Here is a 19,099-nt window from a genome sequence, read left to right as displayed (position 1 = left end):
GGATAAAAATCGGACATATGCAACAGACCGTTACGCTTCGTGTAAAACCGGAGGAAGCAGAAAATACACCGCTGCTCCACCAGGCCATCGCAGCATCCACCGCCATCGCCACAGGCCGGATCTCCGGCTTTACTATCTTAAAAAGCTCCATCGACGCGCGCGGACGTCAGCCTTTTATACAACTGCAATTACTGGTTTACATTGACGAGCCGGCAAAAGGACGGGCCATTCAGCAGGCAGTATACCGGAACGCACATCAGGCCGCCAGCCGTATTCTGATCATTGGCGCCGGCCCGGCCGGGCTTTTCGCCGCTCTGCAGCTTCTTGAAAAAGGAATAAAACCGGTGATCCTGGAGCGTGGAAAGGATGTACGTGCACGCCGGCGCGACCTGGCAGCGATCAATAAACAGGGCATCATGAATCCTGAAAGCAATTATTGTTTCGGAGAGGGTGGAGCGGGCACTTATAGCGACGGAAAACTATATACCCGCAGCAATAAGCGGGGCGACATTCAAAAGATCCTCAACACTTTTGTTCGCTTTGGGGCAGATGAAAAGATTCTATACCAGGCACATCCCCATATAGGCACGAATAAGCTCCCCCAGATCATTACCGCCATGCGGGAACAGATCCTTGCCTGTGGCGGTGAGGTGCATTTTAATAAAAAGGTTACCGACCTGGTCATTGAAGACGGCACTTTGAAAGCCATAAAAACGGCCGACGGGGATGCGTTTGCGGCAACATCCGTGATCCTCGCCACGGGACATTCCGCACGCGATATTTTTCATTTGCTTTATGCCAAACAGATCCTGATCGAAGCCAAGCCCTTTGCATTAGGTGTGCGGGCAGAGCATCCGCAATCGCTGATCGACCAGGCGCAATATAAATGCGCTCCCCGTGGCGAATGGCTGCCTCCTGCATCGTACAGCCTGGTACAGCAGGTGCAGCAGCATGGCGTCTTTTCTTTTTGCATGTGCCCCGGGGGGATCATTGCACCGGCGGCCACCGGCCCGGGCGAGATCGTCGTGAACGGATGGTCGCCCTCCAGGCGCAATAATCCGCACGCCAATTCCGGCATTGTGGTACAGGTAACCGAACAGGATGTAGCTGCCGTTCCCGGATTCAAAAAACAATACAAGAGCAAAATGGACAGCCCTTTATTGATGCTGTACTTTCAACAATGGGTGGAGCAACGGGCTTTTGAGGCCGGCGGCGGAAAGCTGGTGGCACCGGCACAGCGGATCGCCGATTTTTGTACCGGCAAGATCTCGCAAACATTGCCGGATTGTTCATATCTGCCGGGCATTCATGCGGCACCGCTGCCCGAAGTATTGCCCCCCTTTGTAACCACGGCGCTGCAACAGGCATTTAAGCTGTTTGGCAATAAAATAAAAGGCTACTATTCCAATGATGCGGTGATCGTAGCTACCGAATCCCGAACGTCGTCGCCGGTAAGGATCCCGAGAGACGGCAATACATTGCAGCATCCCCAGGTAAAGAATCTTTATCCCTGCGGGGAGGGCGCCGGTTATGCGGGAGGTATTGTAAGTGCAGCCATGGACGGCGAACGGGTAGCGAGGGCGATCTGTTTACAGCTGGAAGGGATTTGAGCGGTCAGAGATGAGCATTGAGCTATCAGCACTCAGCATCAGTCCCTCGTCCGGAAATTATTACTGATCAGCCATCCCTTTTTGATCAATTGATCTTTGCGGTAAGCTTTGCGCTCCTTACGGAAACTGTGGCGTTGGTAGGGCTTATGGAGCAGGCCGTTCAGGTCCGGTTTGCCCGCATCCACCCAGGCCGTGTACCAGAAATCAGCCAGGGCATTACTGCTCCGGATCAGCTGGTCGTTGATGGAACCTTTCAGTACTTTGTTAAAGGCAATGGCAAATTCTTTGGAATAAAACCGGCGGTTCTTTCCCCAGCGGAACTCCCAGCGATACTTGCGGGAAGTGTCCGGGAAACTTTTGGATACTTCCTTTTCTGCGGCAAACATCGCCGGAAGCAAGGCATGCGTATGTTTCAGAATATCCCAGATAGCCGTTTCTACTGATCCCAGGTATTTTGCCTTATGACGGCTCCGGATGTTGAAGGCCGTCAGCTCCGCTTCCGGCACAGAAGTTTCCCAAAGGTCGTGCATCCCCCGCTGGCCGGTCAGCTGTCCGTCATAATTCAGCGAAGTATGCAGCGGCACATGCGCGTCCCCGATATAATGCCCCAGGTCTGTTGCATAAAAAATAATGCTGTCCCCATCCCTCTTTTTAAAAGCTTCGGTCAGTTTTTTTTGTGTTTCCCCGATCACATACGGCAGGGTGCCATACTTTTTCAGCGTGTCTTCGGAGTATTTTGCCACGGCGGCGTCCCAGCTGCGCGGGATGCTATCAAAAGCATGCTCGCCATAATATTCGCCGTCCAGGAAATGTTTATTGCCTTCGGCCGGATCTACATTCCTTCGCTGATCCGGCCGCGGTGCATTAAATACCAGGCTATCTATATTGGTGTAAAAAAAGGGCTGCATTTTCTTCGGCAATCCGTAAATGGCCAGCTGGTTTACGGTGCGGTGTACCAGAAAGCCCCAGCTGCTCAGGCTGGTTACCAGCACCATCAACAGCATTCCGATCCAATTGTTTTGCTTCATATTTTAGAATAATGCTGCAAAGGTGCAGTAAATTCTGCAAAGCAAAACCGGTGGCGTTTGTTATATTTACACTATTAAATTATTTGTATGGACTTACTGCAGGTTGCTCATCTTAAAAAATACTTTGCTACGCAAAAGGCAGTAGATGACATCAGCTTCACCATTTCAGAAGGCCAGATATTCGGGTTGCTGGGACCCAATGGCGCGGGAAAGACAACGCTGATCCGCATGATCACCGGCATCTTTTATCCCGATGCCGGAACCATCACCCTGGACGGAAAGCTGTTTGATCCCGTCAGCGATATCGGAAAGATCGGTTATATGCCGGAGGAAAGAGGGCTTTACAAGAAAATGAAGATCGGCGAGCAGGCCCTGTACCTGGCCCAGTTAAAGGGACTGAAAAAAAAGGATGCGATCGAAAGTTTAAAAACCTGGTTCGAAAAGCTGGAAATGGAATCCTGGTGGAATAAAAAAGTGGAGGACCTTTCCAAAGGTATGCAGCAAAAGTTGCAGTTTGTGATCACCGTCTTACACCAACCACGGCTGATCATCCTCGATGAGCCCTTTAGCGGGCTGGACCCGGTGAACAGCACCCTCATCAAAGACGAGATCTTCAACCTTGCCCGCAACGGGTCTACGGTCATCTTCAGCACCCATCGCATGGAACAGGTAGAAGAGATCTGTGATCACATCATCCTGGTGAATAAAGGACAGAAACTGCTGGATGGCACCGTACACGGAATAAAACAGGCATTCAAGGAGCATCTTTACAAGATCACTTTTGCGGCAGCACCTCCGCAGGACACAGCACCGGACCTGTTTGAGGTCAAGCAGACCACCGCGGATACGCTGGTGATACAAAAACACCCGGATGTCAACAACAACCAGGTGCTGGCTCATTTTTTAAACAGGGGCGATGCCATTGAGTCCTTCAATGAGATCCTTCCGTCATTGAACGATATCTTTATCCGCAAGGTAGAAGGCACACCACTGGCCCGCCGATTTCAAACGCTTCAAGACTGATTTACATGAATAAGATCACATTAATCATACAACGGGAATACCTGAGCAGGGTACGCAAAAGAACGTTCATCGTTACCACCCTGCTGTTTCCCCTTTTATACCTGGGGCTGATCTTCGGCACCTCCTATCTGTCTGAAAATGCCGGAACAAAGCTGAAGATCGCGATCGTGGATTCTTCCGGAAGCTTTACCCAACAACGCATTGACAAGGCCAACAAGGATTTCCCCAACAGCACCCTCACGCTGGTAAAGGAAGACCCCGCCACGCTCAGCAAGCACTTTGACCAAAAGGGTTTTGACGGTTATCTCATTATTCCTGCTGCTACGATGGTCTCTCATTCTCCGGACCACCTGGTGGTAAAGTCCAAAAGAACACTGGGAACCGTTTCCGATGTACAGACCAAACTGAACGCCATCTGGAGCGATATCAAATATGAGGATCTTGGTATCGACACACTCAAACAGCACCTGCTCAGTCAGAGCCAGCTAAAGGTAAAATCGGAGAATACTGCTAATAAAACGGCGGATGCCGGCCTGGCTTATGCCACCGGCTTTGCCTGCGGCATGCTGATCTATTTCATTGTACTACTCTACGGCACCCAGGTAATGATGGGGGTAATGGAAGAAAAGACCAGCCGCATTGCGGAGATCATGGTTTCCTCCGTAAAACCGTTCCAGTTAATGGTAGGGAAAATAATCGGGATCGCCCTTGTGGCGCTTACCCAGTTCCTCCTGTGGATCGCTTTCGTTTTTATTATTTACAATGTAACAAAAGCAGGGATCGGCAGCAATAATGCTGTATCCGGTGTTATTGGCGGTGTGCAGGAAATATTCTCCAGCATCAATATCCCCATAATCCTTTTCCTTTTTGCATTCTATTTTCTTGGGGGATTCTTTTTTTACGCTTCCATTTATGCCGCTATAGGCAGTACGGTTAGTGAAGATGTACGCGAATCGCAATCATTGAGCTTCCCGGTTACCCTGATCATTGTATTTGGTTTCTTTATTATGATGGTAGCCGCCAAAGACCCCGGCAGCCCGATCGCGGTATGGGGTAGCCTGATCCCCTTTACCTCTCCGCTGGTGATGATGGCAAGAATCCCCTACGGTATGCCCGGCACCGTGCCCTACTGGCAACTGGCGTTAAGTATGGGCCTGCTGGTGGCTTCGTTCCTGTTTGTAGCCTGGTTTGCCGGCAAGATCTACCGCACCGGCATCCTGATGTATGGCAAAAAACCTACCTGGAAGGAAATGGTACGCTGGGCTATGCGGAAATAACTTCATTCCCCCGAGAGGGAGCTTGAAAGATCAGGTTATACACTTTTGTTCACGTTTAAAGTTGAAATTCATTTAACGTTGATGAACAGACAGCAGAAGATGCTTGTTGGGGGTTGCTGGGCGGAGACCAGGACACCGCTTGAAACCTGATATTGATTGCTGAAGACGGACCGCCGATTGCTGTCTACTGAACGCTGACTGCTCCGTGTTTGTTTTCAGTAAGGTTGGATCCGGTTTTCTTACCCGATACCCAATCCCCCTTCCTGATAGAAGTCATCGGGATGTTCACAGAGCCGTTTGTTCTGGCTGGTTAAGTGCTCATATCCACATTCCCAGATTTTCAAATTCTCAAATCCCTCCCCGTTAACCTATGATCTTACCGATTAACCGCCGTTTGCCCCCCGCTTACCGATATCGGTTTTTTAAACTGTGCCGGAGTTTAGTAGATTTGTTATATGAACCTGCGATCATTGATGTTAAAATACGGGGAAGCAGTCACCTGGGGTGTGGCGCTTATCCTGTTATTTTTTATGAATACCACAGGTACCTTTTCGCTCTGCCCGTTCAAAGCCATCGGCATCAGCTGGTGCCCGGGATGTGGTATCGGGCATTCGATCCATCACACTCTCCATCTCCATTTTCGTGCGGCATGGCAGGAGCATATGCTCGGCATACCGGCCACCGCAGTATTGATCTGGCAGTTCATCAAATCGCTACCCATAACCAACAAAAACAATAATTATGAACCAGGAACAAGTATTACGGGTCATACCGGATATTGAATACGATGAGTTAGTAACGGTCCTCAACATCACCAGGGAGATGAGTGAAGCGCAGCAACAACAATTCCTGATGCTTTACCAGCGCAGGAGAAAGAACCGCCAGGAGCTGCTGCTGCTGTCATTGCTGGGGTTTGTGGGCGTTGCGGGGATCCATCGCCTCATCATCGGAGACATTGCGCTGGGGATCATCTACCTGCTTACCGGCGGACTTTGTTTGATCGGAACGATCGTAGACATCATCAATATCAATTCGCTCACCACCCGCTACAATGCAAAGCAGGCCTACGAATCAGCAGCACTGGTGGCCGCAGCCTTTAAGCAGCCCCACCAATTCTAATTTTTTTGTAACCGTATCGCGGCACCCACATAGTAGTTTCTCAGCGGTGCCGCGTTATAGTACCGGCCCCCGGCGGCATTGATATCATTACCCAGGCTGTAGGTTTCATTAAACAGGTTATCAACACCCGCATACATATTCACCCATACCGTCCGTATCTGCTTTTTGTATCCCAGCTTTGCACCCAGCAGGTGATAGGCGGGCGCTTTCTCCGCATTGGCATCATTTAAAAAAACAGAAGCGGCGGTATAGTAATTCACATCGGTATAGATGCCTGGTTTCGATACCAGGCCCAGTTGCGTGTTAAAGGTATTCATGGGCACCCCGGGCACCCGGTTGCCGGAATAGTCCTGCGTTGTTTTTACAAAATCTCCGTACTTGAAATGGCTGTACGCATAGTTGGACGTAACGTTCACATAATCCAGCAGGCCTGCTCCAAAAGCATGGATATAACTGGCGTACAGCTCCACTCCTTTTTGCCGGATATTCCCTGCATTGGTAAAATAATCGGCCCCTGAAGAATCCCTGCGCTGTACCAGGGCCTGGCTCAGGTTAAAATAAAAACCGGTAGCCTCCAGGCGCAACCGGCCGCCGAGGAGATTTTTTCTTGCCGTAAGCTCGTAGTTCCATCCGTGCTCCGCCTTCAGATCGGGATTGATAATGGTGGTGGAGGGCAGCACTTCCGCCACTGTTGGCGGCGAAAAGCCCCGGGATACGGTTGCCAGCAGGTCCAGCGGCCGGAATTGTTTCAGCACCGTGAACCGGGGCGCCACTTCGTTATTGTAGCGGAACACCTGTTCGGTAACCGGATACTCGTTGAGACGGGAGAATAACAGCCGGCTCCGGTTCAGGCTTACACCGCCCGTGTAGCTCCAGCTTTTCCAGGAAAGAATGCCCTGTGTAAAAATGCTGTAAGTACCAATGGTTACATCATCGTCTGTTTGCAGGGTATCCGGCCGGCCATTTTTATTATCCGATACATGGATGGTGGAATACCCCTGCTGGGCCTCCACGCCTGTACTCCATTGAAGGTTCGTCTCTCCCCATTTTTTTTCAAAATCAAATACCGTACGTCCGCCAAAATGCGGTTCCTTCCGCTGCTCAAAGTTGCGCACGGCGCTGTTTTTAACCAATGCATAGGAACCATATCCCATTGTGGTATTGCTCCAGTAAGATCCGAATTTTTGTTTATGTGTTACGCCGGCTGTGACCGTTTTCTGCCAGATGGCCGCATTGATCTGTTCCGCTCCCGGAAAAGCACCGGCTTTGGGACGTGCCGCCCGCGGATCCTGTTCAAACTCCTTTAATGTTAAAGCACCCGGCGTCTGGTAATACAGATCCGAAAAAAGAACGGAGGCCATCAGCTCCTGATCGTTCCATTTGAGCCGCGTGTTCCAGCTGAAATTATTACGCCGCATAGCCGATTGCGCGCGGTACCCGTCGGACTCATCGTGGGCATAGGTAATGGTATTGGTGTAGTTATCTTTTGCCCAGTTGCCTTCTGCCAGGATATGGTGGGCATTGTAGCTTCCTGTAAAATATTCCACCCCCACACCGTTCTTTGTTGCCCGGGGTGACTCTACCAGGATCAGTCCGCCCGTACCGGCGCCATACATGCTGGAGGCTGGGCCTTTGAAAACCGAGATTGAATTAAAATTGTTAAACGCCAGCTGGTTAAAGTAGGTGTTACCGCCGGGGTCCGTAAGCGGAATGCCGCCCCAATATACTTTTACATTCCTTACACCAAAGGGCGACCGTAGTGAACTGCCCCGGATATTGATACGATAACTTCCGGGAGAACGTTCTTCCATACGCACCCCTGCGATCGTATTAAGCGCTGTAACCAGCGAAGTTTTGCTTCCCGGAGCAGCTATTTCCACATGGCGGGTTGCTGCCGTTATCAGATCAGCCTTTTGCTGGAAAGCCCTGACGGTAACGGGCGCTATCGTTTTAACGGAATCGTTTTCCTGTGCAGTGGTTCGCTGCATGTTCAGAAGGAAAAAGAAAAGAATCACATACCTCACGCTATAAAAATGCAACTTTTCGGGCAAACAAAAAAGATTCTGCAAACCAATATGCAGGGTGGCATATCTATACACAGATTTCAGTACCTTCACCACCCGGACTTTTACTATTTGCTAAACCGCGAGCATGAGCCGTTTTACTACCATTAAAGACATCGCCAAAAAGCTGAACCTCTCCGTTTCTACTGTTTCCCGAGCATTACGAAATACCTATGATGTAAACCGCGAAACAAGGGAAAAGGTCTTAGCTGTGGCCAATGAGCTCCACTACCGGCCGGCCCTCCCGGCCACGGGCCTGGTTAGCCGCAGTTCCCACAACCTTGCGGTGATCCTGCCCTTTGTAGGCGGCCACTATTTTTCAACGGTGATCAGCGGCATACAGGAAGTTGCTTACCAGCATGATTATAATGTCATCCTGCACATCACCAACGACTCGCCCAAACGGGAGCTTTCCCTGATCCGGAACCTGGCGGTACCCAACCTTGACGGCCTGTTAATTGCCGTTTCTTCGGGTTCAGAAGCCACGGCCCATTTTCAAAAAATAATGAATACCGGTACACCGGTTGTTTTCTTTGACCGCGTACCGGACACCATTAAGGCCTCCCGGGTCGTGCAGGATGACTACCTGGGCGCATTCGAAGCGGTAGCGCATCTCGCTGGTCGGGGTTATCGGCATATCGGGCATATTGCGGGTCCGGAAGGATCGGATCTTGCACAAAAGAGAAAAATGGGCTTTCTGGATGCCCTGAAAAAGCATGGTCTCCCCGTAAAGAAACGATGGATCATGCATTCCGGCTTTTCGCAGGAGAATGGACTGGCGGATACCGCAGCGCTGCTAAAACAGAAAGAACGGCCGGATGCCATTTTTGCCGTGAACGATCAGAAAGCCATTGGAACCATGATCGCCCTGAAAAATGCCGGTATTACGATCGGGAGGGAAATAGGTCTGATCGGCTTTGCCAACGACCCCGCAGCCGCCGTTGTTTCACCCACGCTTTCCACCATTGCCGAACCGGCTTTTGAGATCGGGAAAAGAAGTTGCGAATTATTGCTGAAGCACATCGGCAGGCGCAGCTTTATACCCGAAGACGTTCTCCTGCCCGGAACACTGATCGCCCGGGAATCGACCCTGCGCGAACCGCCATTGCCTCAGTAAAGATCCGTTTTTACAATGTTTTCATGGCTGCCGGGGAATAACACCCGCGGACTCCCGTTTTTAAACAATGTGATTGCTTTTTATTTATCGTTCATAAATAAGGATGATGCTTTAATTTTGCCCCCGGGTTTCTACTAAACGAAAGACGCATGAAAAAAATACTCCTCCTGTTCTTCTTTCTTCCGGCATTACTCTTCAGTTGTAAGAATATCGATAAAAAAAGCAACACGGCATCCTCCGGTGAAGATTCGCTCTCAGCAGCACAAACTACCGGTAACTACTATATGCAATATGAAGGAACCATTGGCGGTCAGCCGGCAATCATGCACGTGGTAAAATTTGGTGCCACCTATGATGTTAACTATACCAATAGCGGGGGGTTGACGGTAGACCTGCTGTTCCAGAAAGACAGTCTGCTCAAAAATGACAGCCTGTTCTTTACCGAGTTTGCGCCGCGCGCTGCCGGTGAAGACCAGGACGGCACCGATGCCATCCTGCACCTGGTCATCCGGCCGAACGGGGTCACCGGCCTGAAGATAAACAGCAGCAAAGAGCCGCTGCCGGTACAGCTTCATCCCCGGGAAGGTGGCAATGCCTTCCTGCCGGTAGGCTATCTCGATTCGATCCGGATCACCGGGTTTAAAAAGGATACGCCTACAGCCTTTACCAGCCTGGTATTGTTGGAGCCGGCAAAAGCGTCTGCCTCAGACAGCTGGTTTACGGAACTGTTAAAGAAAAATATCCTGGGCGCGCAACGACCCGATTCCGCATCCCTGCAAACCGCCATGACCCAATTCGGAAGAAGCTTTATTGAAAATTTCCGGGACGACATCGATACCATGAAGGCAGCCGGCAACGAAGACGAAGCCCCCGTTTCGATGATGCACTATGACCAGCAGATCAGCTCCAACCTTATATACAACAGCAACGGTTATGCGGTACTTAGTGTAGGGAACTATGCCTACACCGGCGGTGCGCACGGGATGTACGGGCAAACCATGCTGTGCCTGGATATGAAACAAAAGAGAGCACTGGTGCTTCAGGATCTGCTCAATATTGACTCCGCTACCCTGCAACCCCTGTTGGAACAGCATTTCAGAACCCGGTATCAAATAGCCGGCAACAAACCCCTGACGGAAGTTCTATTTGAGGACCGGCTGGCGCTCACCGACAACTTTTATTTTACACCCGGGGGTATCGGATTTATTTACCAACCTTATGAGGTAGCTGCATACGCATTTGGCCTGATCGATGTTTGGGTGCCCTATACCGACCTCAAGCCTTATCTTCAGCCGGGGTTTGCGCAACGGATGGGACTCTAAAATTAGTTTTCTTTAACAAAAATCGATCGATCCTGTAACCAATTTGATAGTATCTTAGCGGCAATGGGAAAACTGCTTACACTATGTTGCTGCCTGTTGTTTGCGTTGAAGATTTCAGCGCAGTCCGACACCATTGCCCACCTGCAGCCTGCAGGCGCTTCCCATAAAATGAGCGATTATATTTCGGTTAAAAAGAAGAACGGCATCACTGTCCGGAGCTTTTATACCGGTATGGACATCCGGTTTACGGGCACTGACGGATTCACCTACGAAGGCCCGATCACAGCGGTTGCCCACGACAGCGTTTTTATTGCTTTTTATAAAACCACCCGGTATGAGAACATCCTGGGCTATATCATTACAGACACGCTGCAAACAGAGATCATTCCCTTTCATTACAAACAAATAAAAACCATTTATGTGCCCAAACGCAGGGGCAGGAAAAGCCTTTTGGTACCCCTTGGGGGGCTGATGGCGCTTGGAGGCTTCGGGTACGACGCCCTAAACATCATCAATGGTCTCCGGGCAAATGAGCCCGTTTTTAAAGGGGCAAACCTCACCCGCCTGGGAATTGCCACCGCTACCGCTGTTGCAGGCGTCTGGATATTGAAAAAAACAACAGGCATGAAAAACCGCTACCGGATCGTGTATGTGAATATGCAGTAATAATAGACCGGTATCAATTTTACTAAAATGGTATCATCTTACAGGACTGACCAAAAACCTGTTTATTGAAGATTGTCGTTCTGAACTTGTTTCAGAACCTATTCAAAAACGCCTCTTTCAGATGCTGAAACAAGTTCAGCAAGACAAATGAGGGCTTTTTAGTCAGCCCCGGACAACAAACCGGAAATAATGTGAAAATTGAAGATCAGACCTGAAACCAGGAGCATAAACCTTAAACAGCGATCAGCCTTCAGCTATCAGATTTGAGATTTTGAGTATCATGGAATTGAGAAATGCACACAGGCAGCGAACGAGCCCCGACCTCGAACATCAGACTTCAAACTGCTCAAACCGGGAACTTCAAACAGCTTTTCGCTGGCAACTCAATTCTGGATCTTTCCAAAAAAGTCCGCAGGGCGCAGCCGGATGCCAAAATTATACGGTGTATGATCCAGCCCCCGGCTATACATGCTCCTGAACGCGTAGGATCCGTATAAGGTAACCACTCCCAATGTAAGATCCCCCACGTATGACAGCTTCCAGGGATCCAGGTCAAAATCACCCTTTGCCTTCTGCTTCCCCTCATCAGAGGTAATGGTTTTATTTCTCGCAGCATAAAGATACCCCACGCTGACCCCTGCACTGATCTCAAAGGGATACAAACGGTCCGGCGTCAGGTTAAAATTCAACATCAGGGGCACCGTTATATAATCCGCGGCAAGCTTGTTCTTCCGGTATTCGCGGCCCGGCGTTGCATCCATGGAGGCAACGGGAGGATTGGAAATATCCGTTGGTGGCCGGGGATTAAAACGCACCGGGTTCTTGAACCGGTAGTTGTTCAACTCCAGGCCCAGGCCGTATTGCAGGTTCACAAAGTGGCGGACCAGGTTATAGCGCTGTGTCACCAGCCAGATATTGATGTTGCGGGATTTGAAAGCCTTTGTGGCAAACCATTGCTCATTACTGCCGGGCGCATACGCCGCTGCCGCGTCTTCCCCGTACTGGGTACCATCCACAAAATTCGACATCCCGATATCGACCATGCCCCATTCGGTAACGATGCTCTTTGGCTTCCTTCGGGTATGGATGCTTTTAAAAAAGCTTTTCTTCGGCTCCTGCTCCACAGGTTTGTTATCCCGGATGATGGTAATGCCGTTGATCACCAGGGTATCCGGTTTATCCTGGGCGCCGGCAACGGCTGCCCAAACCATCATAAAAGTCAGCAGTAATGTTCTTTTCGTCTTCATACAAATCAATGGCATTACGAAATTGGTTTGCTACAAAATCTGGTTTATTTAATGCCTAAAGATAGGAAAGAACTTGTTTAGAAAACTATAAACCTAAACGGAGACCAACGGTATAGGGTGTCATGTCCAGACCGCGTTTAAACATATTTTTTGTAGCAAATGACCCGTACACCCCCAGGTAACCCAGGTTCACCTCGCCTACATAGGAGATCTTCCAGGGGTTCAAGCTGAAATCGTCTTTAAATTTATGCTTTCCTTCATCTGAATTGATGTATTTGTTTCTTGCAGAATACAGATAACCGGCGCTGATCCCGGCGCTGATCCCAAACTCTTTGCTTGCCTTTATCCGTATATTTTTCCGGCTCACCTCAACCACTTTCCTTTTTGCCGGAATGGTAAAATTCAGCATTACCGGCACGGTCAGGTAATCTGCCGCAAGTTTGCTTTTGCGGTAGGTACGTCCCGGCTCTTCATCCAGATAGACCACCGCAGGTATGGCGGCATCTGTGGCCGGTTTCGGGTTCAGCCGTACCGGGTTCTTAAACCGGTAGTTGTTCAATTCCAGGCCCAGGGAATATTTTAGATTTACCACATGCTTTATCAGGTTAACCTTTTGGGAAAGCAGCCATATGTTCACGTTTATCGATTTGCCGCTCCTCAGATCCAGCCAGGGATCGGTAGCACCCGGAGCAAAAGCCTGCGCGGCCGCATCCGTATAAATGGTATGATCCACAAAATTGGCAAAGCCCAGATCGATACCGAACCAGCTGGTAGTCACATTTTTCCCCCGGGCGGCTTTTACCCAGGGTTGCCCGTTATTGCTGAGAATTACAGAATCTTTGCGTTGCTCGGAGATCACCCGCACCGTTATTTCGGTAGTGTCAATTCTCCCTTTGCTTTTTCCATTATGCTGTGCCCGCAGACAACAGGGGGTCACCAAAATTGTAAACAATACAATTATTCTTATCGTCTTCATTGTTTCTATTTTACATTAACCGCAAAGCCTGCGATGTTCACCTGGCCCTCATTATCCGTGAGCGTTTCCGTGACCCGCTCTTCGATACGCCGGGTTAATTTTTTAAATAATGATTTTTTTGCTTTTGATTGCTTTTCATCCCCGGTCATTGCCATTGTGCGCTGCGCGGACGGATCCTGTGCTGTTGCAGCCGGCAGCGGGGACTCCTGTTTTACCACGAGCGGTTCGGGTGCTGGTTGGTGCAGTTCCTCGGTTTTGCGCGAAGCCGGCGGGGGCTGTTCGGAAACATCGGGTACATGCCGGGCAACCGCAGGCAGCGGCGCAGATACCGGGGATTGGGCTTTTTCTGTCCGTTTACCGGTTGTACGGTCGTCACGGTAATCCGCAGCAGGCGCGTCCGCCATGTCTTTTTCTGCATTGCCGGCAGAGGGCAGGGTATCAGCAGGGGCTGCGTCAGGAAGGGCGCGGGCGATCGCCGCCCCGGAAGCCGTATCCGGGTAAAGGTCCGTGCCTGCCAGGCCTGGCAGCTCCTTCCGGTCCTGCATCCATATGGTGGCTCCCACGGCTATTACAACTACAGCCGCTGCCGCCATACCCCATTTTCTGAATGCTATCAGCTTCGGATTCCGGTACAGGCGGGTCTTATCCGGAAAAACGATGTGCATCTCCGGTTCAACCCTGGCTTCTTCAAACGCCTGCAACCGTTTTGCCAGCTCCAGCGAAGGATGCTGCAGCTTTTCAAGCACCGTTTCCGGAACCGTTTCTTTATCCAGATAAGACAACAGCTCGTCGTCGGTAACCTCCCGCGTTGCGTCAAAGAATAATTTTGATCTATCCGGAAAAACGATCAACGGATCTATGTCCTGCCGGGTACGCATCAGCGCTTCCAGCAAAGGTCCGGTCTCCGGATGCTGCTGAAGGAACGCTTCTACCGCTGCCCGCTCCGTGTTGCTCAGTTCGTTGTCAACATACAAAAGAAAATAAGCTTCACAATTGGCCGGATCTATTCTTCCCTGCATGATTATAACACGTTTTCTATTTTAACCAAATAATCCTTCAACTGCAGCCGCGCCCGGTGGAGGTACACTTTTACCTGGCTGGCAGACAGTCCTGTTATGCCCCCGATCTCCTCATAACTATACCCTTCATAGTCTTTTAGCAAGACCAGTGAACGCTTCATATCGTCCAGCCGTTCGAGGGCCCGGTTCAACACTTCCTTCAAATTCCGGTTACCCTGTTCCGTACCCCGATCATAATTACCCATCGATTCGTCATAGACCATCCTTTTATGCTTACGGATATGATCGATCATCTTCCGGTAAGCAATGGTAAACAGCAGCGATTTTGAGCGCTCAAAATGTACTTCTGTCCTTTGCTCCCATAATGCCTGAAACGAAGATTGTACCACATCTTCCGAATTTGCTGCATGTTTCAGGTTTTTTAAGATAAACCGGTACACATTATCAGCATACATTTTTACACATTCGTTATATTCCTTATCCGTCATAGATCCTGTAGCAGGTCTGCCTGCTCGGCAGACAGGGTTGTAGTTATTTATTTTTGAACCGGTTTATAAGTAATACGGATCAGAATATGAAAAGTTACAGAAAAATGTGAAAATGTGGAAATGTGAGAATGTGGAAATGGGTACATTAAAAGACGATAGACGTTAGCTCTTAGACAATAGACCAATAATACCGGGGGCTGCAGCTTCTGCCTGGAACAATCGACCCTTGACTTCTATTGACCTCCCGATGGCTTCCGGAAGATCATTGACACGCGCTCTAAATATCGGACATGAAAACGGTTCCAGAAACCTGAAACTTTAAACGTCAAACCTGAAACCAATGCTACCGCAGCACCATCTGGCGGTCCGCATCCAGGCGGATCAGGATAAACAGCAATATGGTGAATGTAAGCAGCGAAGTACCGCCATAGCTGATCAGCGGCAATGGGATGCCGATCACGGGGGCCAGCCCGATGGTCATGGCTACATTTACGGCAATATGAAAGAAAAATACGGATGCCACGCCGTAAGCATAACATCTGCTAAATGTGCTGCGCTGGCGCTCCGCGATCCGTATGATCCGGAACAAAAGCAATATATACAGTCCCATCAATATGACACTGCCCACAAAACCAAATCCTTCTCCAATGGTATCAAAAATAAAGTCGGTACGCTGCTCCGGCACAAAGCCATAGCGGGTCTGGGTACCGCTCAGCAGTCCTTTTCCCATCAGTCCGCCACTTCCCACTGCAATTTTGGATTGTTTTACATTATAATCGGCCGTATTGCTCTGCTTTCCGGTTTTTGCATTAATCTCCCCCATATTTCCTTTCAGATATTCCTGGGGTATTTCTTTTCCGATGGTGCTGTAAATACGTTCCACCTGGTGCTTGCCCAATACATGCTCAAACAGGAAGGGAACTCCAAAACGCTGGATACCCACGCACAATGCCCAAACAAGAATGATCTTTAGCAACAGGGTCTTATTTTTCTTGATCTGCCGCAGGCTGAATAAAACCACCAGGCCGGCGATAACGGTCAGGATGATGGCCAGCACATTTTTATCCAACAGCAGCGTAGCCACCACCAGGGCGGCTATGGCAAACCCGATCACCAGGATGATGGCAGGAAGCCCTTCCCGGTACATTACAAAGAAGAAGGAGCAGAATACCAGCGCCAGGCCGGTCTCCTTCTGAAAAACGGTCAGCACCGCCGGCGCCAATACAATTGCCGTTGCAATCAACTGGGAACGGGTCCGGCTAAAATCCAGCTCGGGGTTCGACAGGTATTTGGCCAGGGTAAGGGCCACCGTTACCTTGCAGAATTCCGCCGGCTGAAACTGGAACCCGCCGACGCGGATGATGGATTCCGTTCCCTTAACAGCAGAGTGAAAGGGAAATACCAGCAATAACAGCAAGATGCCTCCGGCATACCAGAGATTGGCCGTAGCCGGAAAAAACTTACTATCCGTTAACAGAATGAAAAGGCCCAGCACCAGCGATATACAGGCGTAATAGAACTGCCGGCTATAATCCGTTTTAAAGCCGAGAAAGGTTTGTACCACCGGATCGCCTTCTGTATAGGTAACCCCAAAAACAGCCATCAACCCAGTGCACACCAGGATCAGGTACACAACAATGAGTATATAGTCTACCCCCTTTGATATTTCAGCTTTTTTCTGGCTCATATGATTTCTCCGGATGCCGTAACGGGTCTGTAGTATTTTCGATCATCTGTAAATAATGCAACAAGGGCCGATGGCTTTTTCTGCTTCGGCTTTTGATCTTGCGGTTTCCGATCCCGGGCCTGTGCTGAATCCTTTTTGGGAATAGCCTTAGGTGCCGCTCCTTTTTTCAGGTAACGAAGCAGCTGTGTGCTGTCCCTGCGGATCTTTGCCCATTGCTCCGCCCTGGCCGAGTCTGTTATATACTGCAGCCGGTTGTAATAAGCCGGCATCAGGTTGGTATTGGAGATGCGTTCAAAGTCTGCCTTGCTTTTATTGGTCAGACTGTCCAGCAGATATTTTTCCATCAGGATACGGGCGATCGGGCCGGCCCAGGTAGCACCATAACCTGCATTTTCGACCGCAACGGCAATGGCAATCTTCGGGTTTTCTTTTGGCGCAAAGCAAACGAACATCGAGTTATCCTTCAGCTTGATCCTTTTCCGGTCCAGGATTGTATAGTTTTCGGCCGTACCGGTTTTGGCACATACATTAATGCCGGGGATCATGGCAACCCGCGCGGTTCCACGTGTTACCACATCATTCATCCCGTTGATAATGGCATTATAGGCCGTATCGGAGATATGGGTAAGCACCGCATGTTTTTCCCGGTATTTTGCCAGTATGCGGGCATCCGCCGCCGTTTCCCCGTCAATGCTGTCTACAAAATGGGGAATATAGTAATAGCCTTTGTTGGCAATGATGCTCATGGCATTTGCCAGTTGCAGGGGCGTTGCCAGCATTTTGTCCTGCCCGATGCCCAGGGTAAGATTGGTACAGGAGGTCCAGGATCCCCGGTATTCTTTATCATAAGTGGCAACCGACGGAATATTGCCCTTGTCCTCGCTGGGCAGATCCACGCCCAAACGCACGCCCAGGCCAAACTTATGCATATAATCCATCCAGTCCTCAAAGCCTTTGCGCATACTTCCCGCCCGGGGGTTGTCAACGGCCATCCGGTACACCTGTACAAAATACGAGTTACAGGAATTGGCAATGGCCAGGCGCAGGTTGGCAGCGTGCCCTCCCCCTGCATGTGTACATCCCACCCTTCTGCCGCAGGCATAGTACCCCCCGCCGCAGGGGTACCCATAAGATGGTGTAATGACCCCCTCATCCAATGCTACCAGCCCTCCCAGGGGTTTAAAGGTGGAGCCCGGGGGATAGCGTCCCTTAATGCCCCGGTTCAGCAAAGGCGCCCGTACATTCAGCAACAGTTTAGCGTAGTTGGCATTTTTATCCGGACCGGTCAAGTCATTGGGATTGAATACCGGCCCGGATGCCATGGCAAGGATGCCGCCGGTTCTGGGATCCAGCGCTACTACAGAACCCACTTTATCCTTCAATAATTTTTCCGCCAGCACCTGCAGTTCCACGTCCAGATGGGTCTTTAGCCCCCTGCCGGCTACGGCCGTGGTATCAAATTCACCATTCTCATAATGTCCTACCAGGCGGTTCCTGTTATCCTTGATCATGTATTGCACCCCCCGCTGGCCCATCAGCACTTTCTCATAAGTATATTCCAGCCCGTTTTTACCAACATAGTCTCCCATGCGGTAAAAATTGCCTGAGCGCTCGATATCCTTTGCATCCACCTCGCTGATATAGCCCAGGATGTGCGCTCCAACATTATACGGGTAGGTACGCACGGGGCGCTGCTGCAATACAAAGCCCGGAAAACGCCAGCTGTTCTCTTCAAACCGGGCCTGCATTTCGGGCGTCAGCAGCGAATGAAAAATAGAAGGCCGCACCCTCGAATTTTTGATAATGGCAGTGATAATGCGCGCCCGGAATTCGGCCGTGTCGATCTGCATCAGGCTGCAAAAAGCCGTCGTGTCAAAATTTTTAACCTCTGCCGGCGTCACCATCAGGTCAAACATGATGGTATTGTTCAGCACGGCCTTTCCGTTGCGGTCGAAAATAATACCTCTTTCCGGGTAAATGATCTTCTCAAACACGGCGTTATTCTTGGCAAGTTCCAGGTATTTATTGCTCACCAGTTGCAGGTTGGCCAGTTGTGCAATGATGATTATAAATACAGACAGGAAAATAATCCGTATAATATAACTTCTTGATTTATTGAACACCGACATACTTAAAACTAAGGGAACTTTTATAAAGAAAAATCAAAAATAATACAAAACTGTTTAAGAAGTCAGATTTGAGATTGTGGGAATGCGGAAATATGAAAATGAGAATCAGGGGTCGGGCACGAAACCGGGTCTGACCTTACTGAAAATAAACACGGAGCAGTCAGCGGTCAGCCTTCAGCAATCAGTGCCTAAACAGTCTCCCGGATCATCTCATCCGAAAAAACCATTGATCACTGACAGCCAACAGCATTCATGCCCGGCTCCCGGTCCCGAAATCCCGAACCTCAAATCCGGATTCTCGATTCCCGTAACACAGATGTGAATTGTT

At 50.0% G+C, this 19,099-nt stretch carries 16 protein-coding genes; 8 read left to right on the top strand and 8 right to left on the bottom strand.

What is annotated here, in order from left to right; translation table 11 throughout:
- The first annotated feature begins 17 nt into the window (after window positions 1–17).
- Window positions 18–1,610 (top strand): NAD(P)/FAD-dependent oxidoreductase, encoded by a 1,593-nt coding sequence (locus B160_RS0125655; protein ID WP_040680468.1) that lies wholly within the window; start codon window positions 18–20, stop codon window positions 1,608–1,610.
- Window positions 1,611–1,648: 38 nt separating this feature from the next.
- Here B160_RS0125655 and B160_RS0125650 read toward each other — a convergent pair whose 3' ends face one another.
- Window positions 1,649–2,638 (bottom strand): zinc dependent phospholipase C family protein, encoded by a 990-nt coding sequence (locus B160_RS0125650; protein WP_018630831.1) that lies wholly within the window; start codon window positions 2,636–2,638, stop codon window positions 1,649–1,651.
- An 87-nt stretch (window positions 2,639–2,725) separates the two neighbouring features.
- Between B160_RS0125650 and B160_RS0125645 the strand changes: the two genes are divergently transcribed.
- The 4 genes from B160_RS0125645 to B160_RS0125630 all read left to right on the top strand — a co-directional run bounded on the left by B160_RS0125645 (window position 2,726) and on the right by B160_RS0125630 (window position 6,057).
- Window positions 2,726–3,661 carry an ABC transporter ATP-binding protein gene (locus tag B160_RS0125645; RefSeq protein WP_018630830.1) on the top strand — a complete coding sequence of 312 codons (936 nt, stop codon included), beginning with the start codon at window positions 2,726–2,728 and terminating at the stop codon, window positions 3,659–3,661.
- A 5-nt stretch (window positions 3,662–3,666) separates the two neighbouring features.
- Window positions 3,667–4,938, top strand: coding sequence for an ABC transporter permease (locus B160_RS0125640; RefSeq protein ID WP_018630829.1), 1,272 nt, complete (start codon window positions 3,667–3,669; stop codon window positions 4,936–4,938).
- 455 nt (window positions 4,939–5,393) lie between these two features.
- Window positions 5,394–5,720, top strand: a complete 327-nt coding sequence (locus B160_RS0125635; RefSeq protein WP_018630828.1) for a DUF2752 domain-containing protein — start codon at window positions 5,394–5,396, stop codon at window positions 5,718–5,720.
- Window positions 5,680–6,057 (top strand): TM2 domain-containing protein, encoded by a 378-nt coding sequence (locus B160_RS0125630; protein ID WP_018630827.1) that lies wholly within the window; start codon window positions 5,680–5,682, stop codon window positions 6,055–6,057. The genes B160_RS0125635 and B160_RS0125630 overlap by 41 nt, the downstream gene beginning before the upstream one ends.
- Here the strand turns inward: B160_RS0125630 and B160_RS0125625 are convergent.
- On the bottom strand, window positions 6,054–8,045 hold the full coding sequence (locus B160_RS0125625; protein ID WP_157558225.1) for a TonB-dependent receptor domain-containing protein: 1,992 nt from the start codon (window positions 8,043–8,045) through the stop codon (window positions 6,054–6,056). The genes B160_RS0125630 and B160_RS0125625 overlap by 4 nt on opposite strands.
- 163 nt (window positions 8,046–8,208) lie before the next feature.
- On the opposite strand from B160_RS0125625, the gene B160_RS0125620 reads away from it, so the two are divergent.
- The 3 genes from B160_RS0125620 (at window position 8,209) to B160_RS0125605 (ending at window position 11,225) form a co-directional block, all read left to right on the top strand.
- Window positions 8,209–9,237, top strand: coding sequence for a LacI family DNA-binding transcriptional regulator (locus B160_RS0125620; RefSeq protein ID WP_018630825.1), 1,029 nt, complete (start codon window positions 8,209–8,211; stop codon window positions 9,235–9,237).
- Between the two features lie 149 nt (window positions 9,238–9,386).
- Complete coding sequence (locus B160_RS0125610; RefSeq protein ID WP_018630823.1) at window positions 9,387–10,559, top strand: DUF3298 and DUF4163 domain-containing protein; 1,173 nt, start codon at window positions 9,387–9,389, stop codon at window positions 10,557–10,559.
- Between the two features lie 63 nt (window positions 10,560–10,622).
- Window positions 10,623–11,225, top strand: coding sequence for a hypothetical protein (locus tag B160_RS0125605; RefSeq protein ID WP_157558224.1), 603 nt, complete (start codon window positions 10,623–10,625; stop codon window positions 11,223–11,225).
- A 383-nt stretch (window positions 11,226–11,608) separates the two neighbouring features.
- Here B160_RS0125605 and B160_RS0125600 read toward each other — a convergent pair whose 3' ends face one another.
- The 6 genes from B160_RS0125600 to mrdA all read right to left on the bottom strand — a co-directional run bounded on the left by B160_RS0125600 (window position 11,609) and on the right by mrdA (window position 18,771).
- Entirely contained in the window at window positions 11,609–12,472 is an 864-nt protein-coding gene (locus tag B160_RS0125600) for an outer membrane beta-barrel protein (protein WP_018630821.1), read from the bottom strand.
- An 85-nt stretch (window positions 12,473–12,557) separates the two neighbouring features.
- Window positions 12,558–13,448, bottom strand: a complete 891-nt coding sequence (locus B160_RS0125595) for a hypothetical protein (protein ID WP_018630820.1) — start codon at window positions 13,446–13,448, stop codon at window positions 12,558–12,560.
- Window positions 13,449–13,453: 5 nt separating this feature from the next.
- Window positions 13,454–14,467, bottom strand: coding sequence for an anti-sigma factor (locus tag B160_RS0125590; protein WP_018630819.1), 1,014 nt, complete (start codon window positions 14,465–14,467; stop codon window positions 13,454–13,456).
- Window positions 14,468–14,469: 2 nt separating this feature from the next.
- Entirely contained in the window at window positions 14,470–14,955 is a 486-nt protein-coding gene (locus B160_RS0125585; RefSeq protein ID WP_026310029.1) for an RNA polymerase sigma factor, read from the bottom strand.
- Window positions 14,956–15,298: 343 nt separating this feature from the next.
- On the bottom strand, window positions 15,299–16,642 hold the full coding sequence (gene rodA, locus B160_RS0125580) for a rod shape-determining protein RodA (RefSeq protein ID WP_018630817.1): 1,344 nt from the start codon (window positions 16,640–16,642) through the stop codon (window positions 15,299–15,301).
- Window positions 16,639–18,771, bottom strand: coding sequence for a penicillin-binding protein 2 (gene mrdA, locus B160_RS0125575; RefSeq protein WP_018630816.1), 2,133 nt, complete (start codon window positions 18,769–18,771; stop codon window positions 16,639–16,641). The genes rodA and mrdA overlap by 4 nt, the downstream gene beginning before the upstream one ends.
- Between the last annotated feature and the right edge of the window lie 328 nt (window positions 18,772–19,099).

This window comes from Niabella aurantiaca DSM 17617 (genome assembly GCF_000374125.1).
Lineage (GTDB): Bacteria > Bacteroidota > Bacteroidia > Chitinophagales > Chitinophagaceae > Niabella > Niabella aurantiaca.
This window is presented reverse-complemented; position numbering and strand designations above follow the sequence as displayed.

Coding starts and splice junctions, on each gene's coding strand:
- rodA (WP_018630817.1), bottom strand. CDS start 16,642: ATGAGCCAGAAAAAAGCTGAAATATCAAAGGGGGTAGACTATATACTC.
- B160_RS0125590 (WP_018630819.1), bottom strand. CDS start 14,467: ATGCAGGGAAGAATAGATCCGGCCAATTGTGAAGCTTATTTTCTTTTG.
- B160_RS0125595 (WP_018630820.1), bottom strand. CDS start 13,448: ATGAAGACGATAAGAATAATTGTATTGTTTACAATTTTGGTGACCCCC.
- B160_RS0125600 (WP_018630821.1), bottom strand. CDS start 12,472: ATGAAGACGAAAAGAACATTACTGCTGACTTTTATGATGGTTTGGGCA.
- B160_RS0125645 (WP_018630830.1), top strand. CDS start 2,726: ATGGACTTACTGCAGGTTGCTCATCTTAAAAAATACTTTGCTACGCAA.
- B160_RS0125655 (WP_040680468.1), top strand. CDS start 18: ATGCAACAGACCGTTACGCTTCGTGTAAAACCGGAGGAAGCAGAAAAT.
- B160_RS0125640 (WP_018630829.1), top strand. CDS start 3,667: ATGAATAAGATCACATTAATCATACAACGGGAATACCTGAGCAGGGTA.
- B160_RS0125620 (WP_018630825.1), top strand. CDS start 8,209: ATGAGCCGTTTTACTACCATTAAAGACATCGCCAAAAAGCTGAACCTC.
- mrdA (WP_018630816.1), bottom strand. CDS start 18,771: ATGTCGGTGTTCAATAAATCAAGAAGTTATATTATACGGATTATTTTC.
- B160_RS0125630 (WP_018630827.1), top strand. CDS start 5,680: ATGAACCAGGAACAAGTATTACGGGTCATACCGGATATTGAATACGAT.
- B160_RS0125635 (WP_018630828.1), top strand. CDS start 5,394: ATGAACCTGCGATCATTGATGTTAAAATACGGGGAAGCAGTCACCTGG.
- B160_RS0125605 (WP_157558224.1), top strand. CDS start 10,623: ATGGGAAAACTGCTTACACTATGTTGCTGCCTGTTGTTTGCGTTGAAG.
- B160_RS0125585 (WP_026310029.1), bottom strand. CDS start 14,955: ATGACGGATAAGGAATATAACGAATGTGTAAAAATGTATGCTGATAAT.
- B160_RS0125625 (WP_157558225.1), bottom strand. CDS start 8,045: ATGCAGCGAACCACTGCACAGGAAAACGATTCCGTTAAAACGATAGCG.
- B160_RS0125610 (WP_018630823.1), top strand. CDS start 9,387: ATGAAAAAAATACTCCTCCTGTTCTTCTTTCTTCCGGCATTACTCTTC.
- B160_RS0125650 (WP_018630831.1), bottom strand. CDS start 2,638: ATGAAGCAAAACAATTGGATCGGAATGCTGTTGATGGTGCTGGTAACC.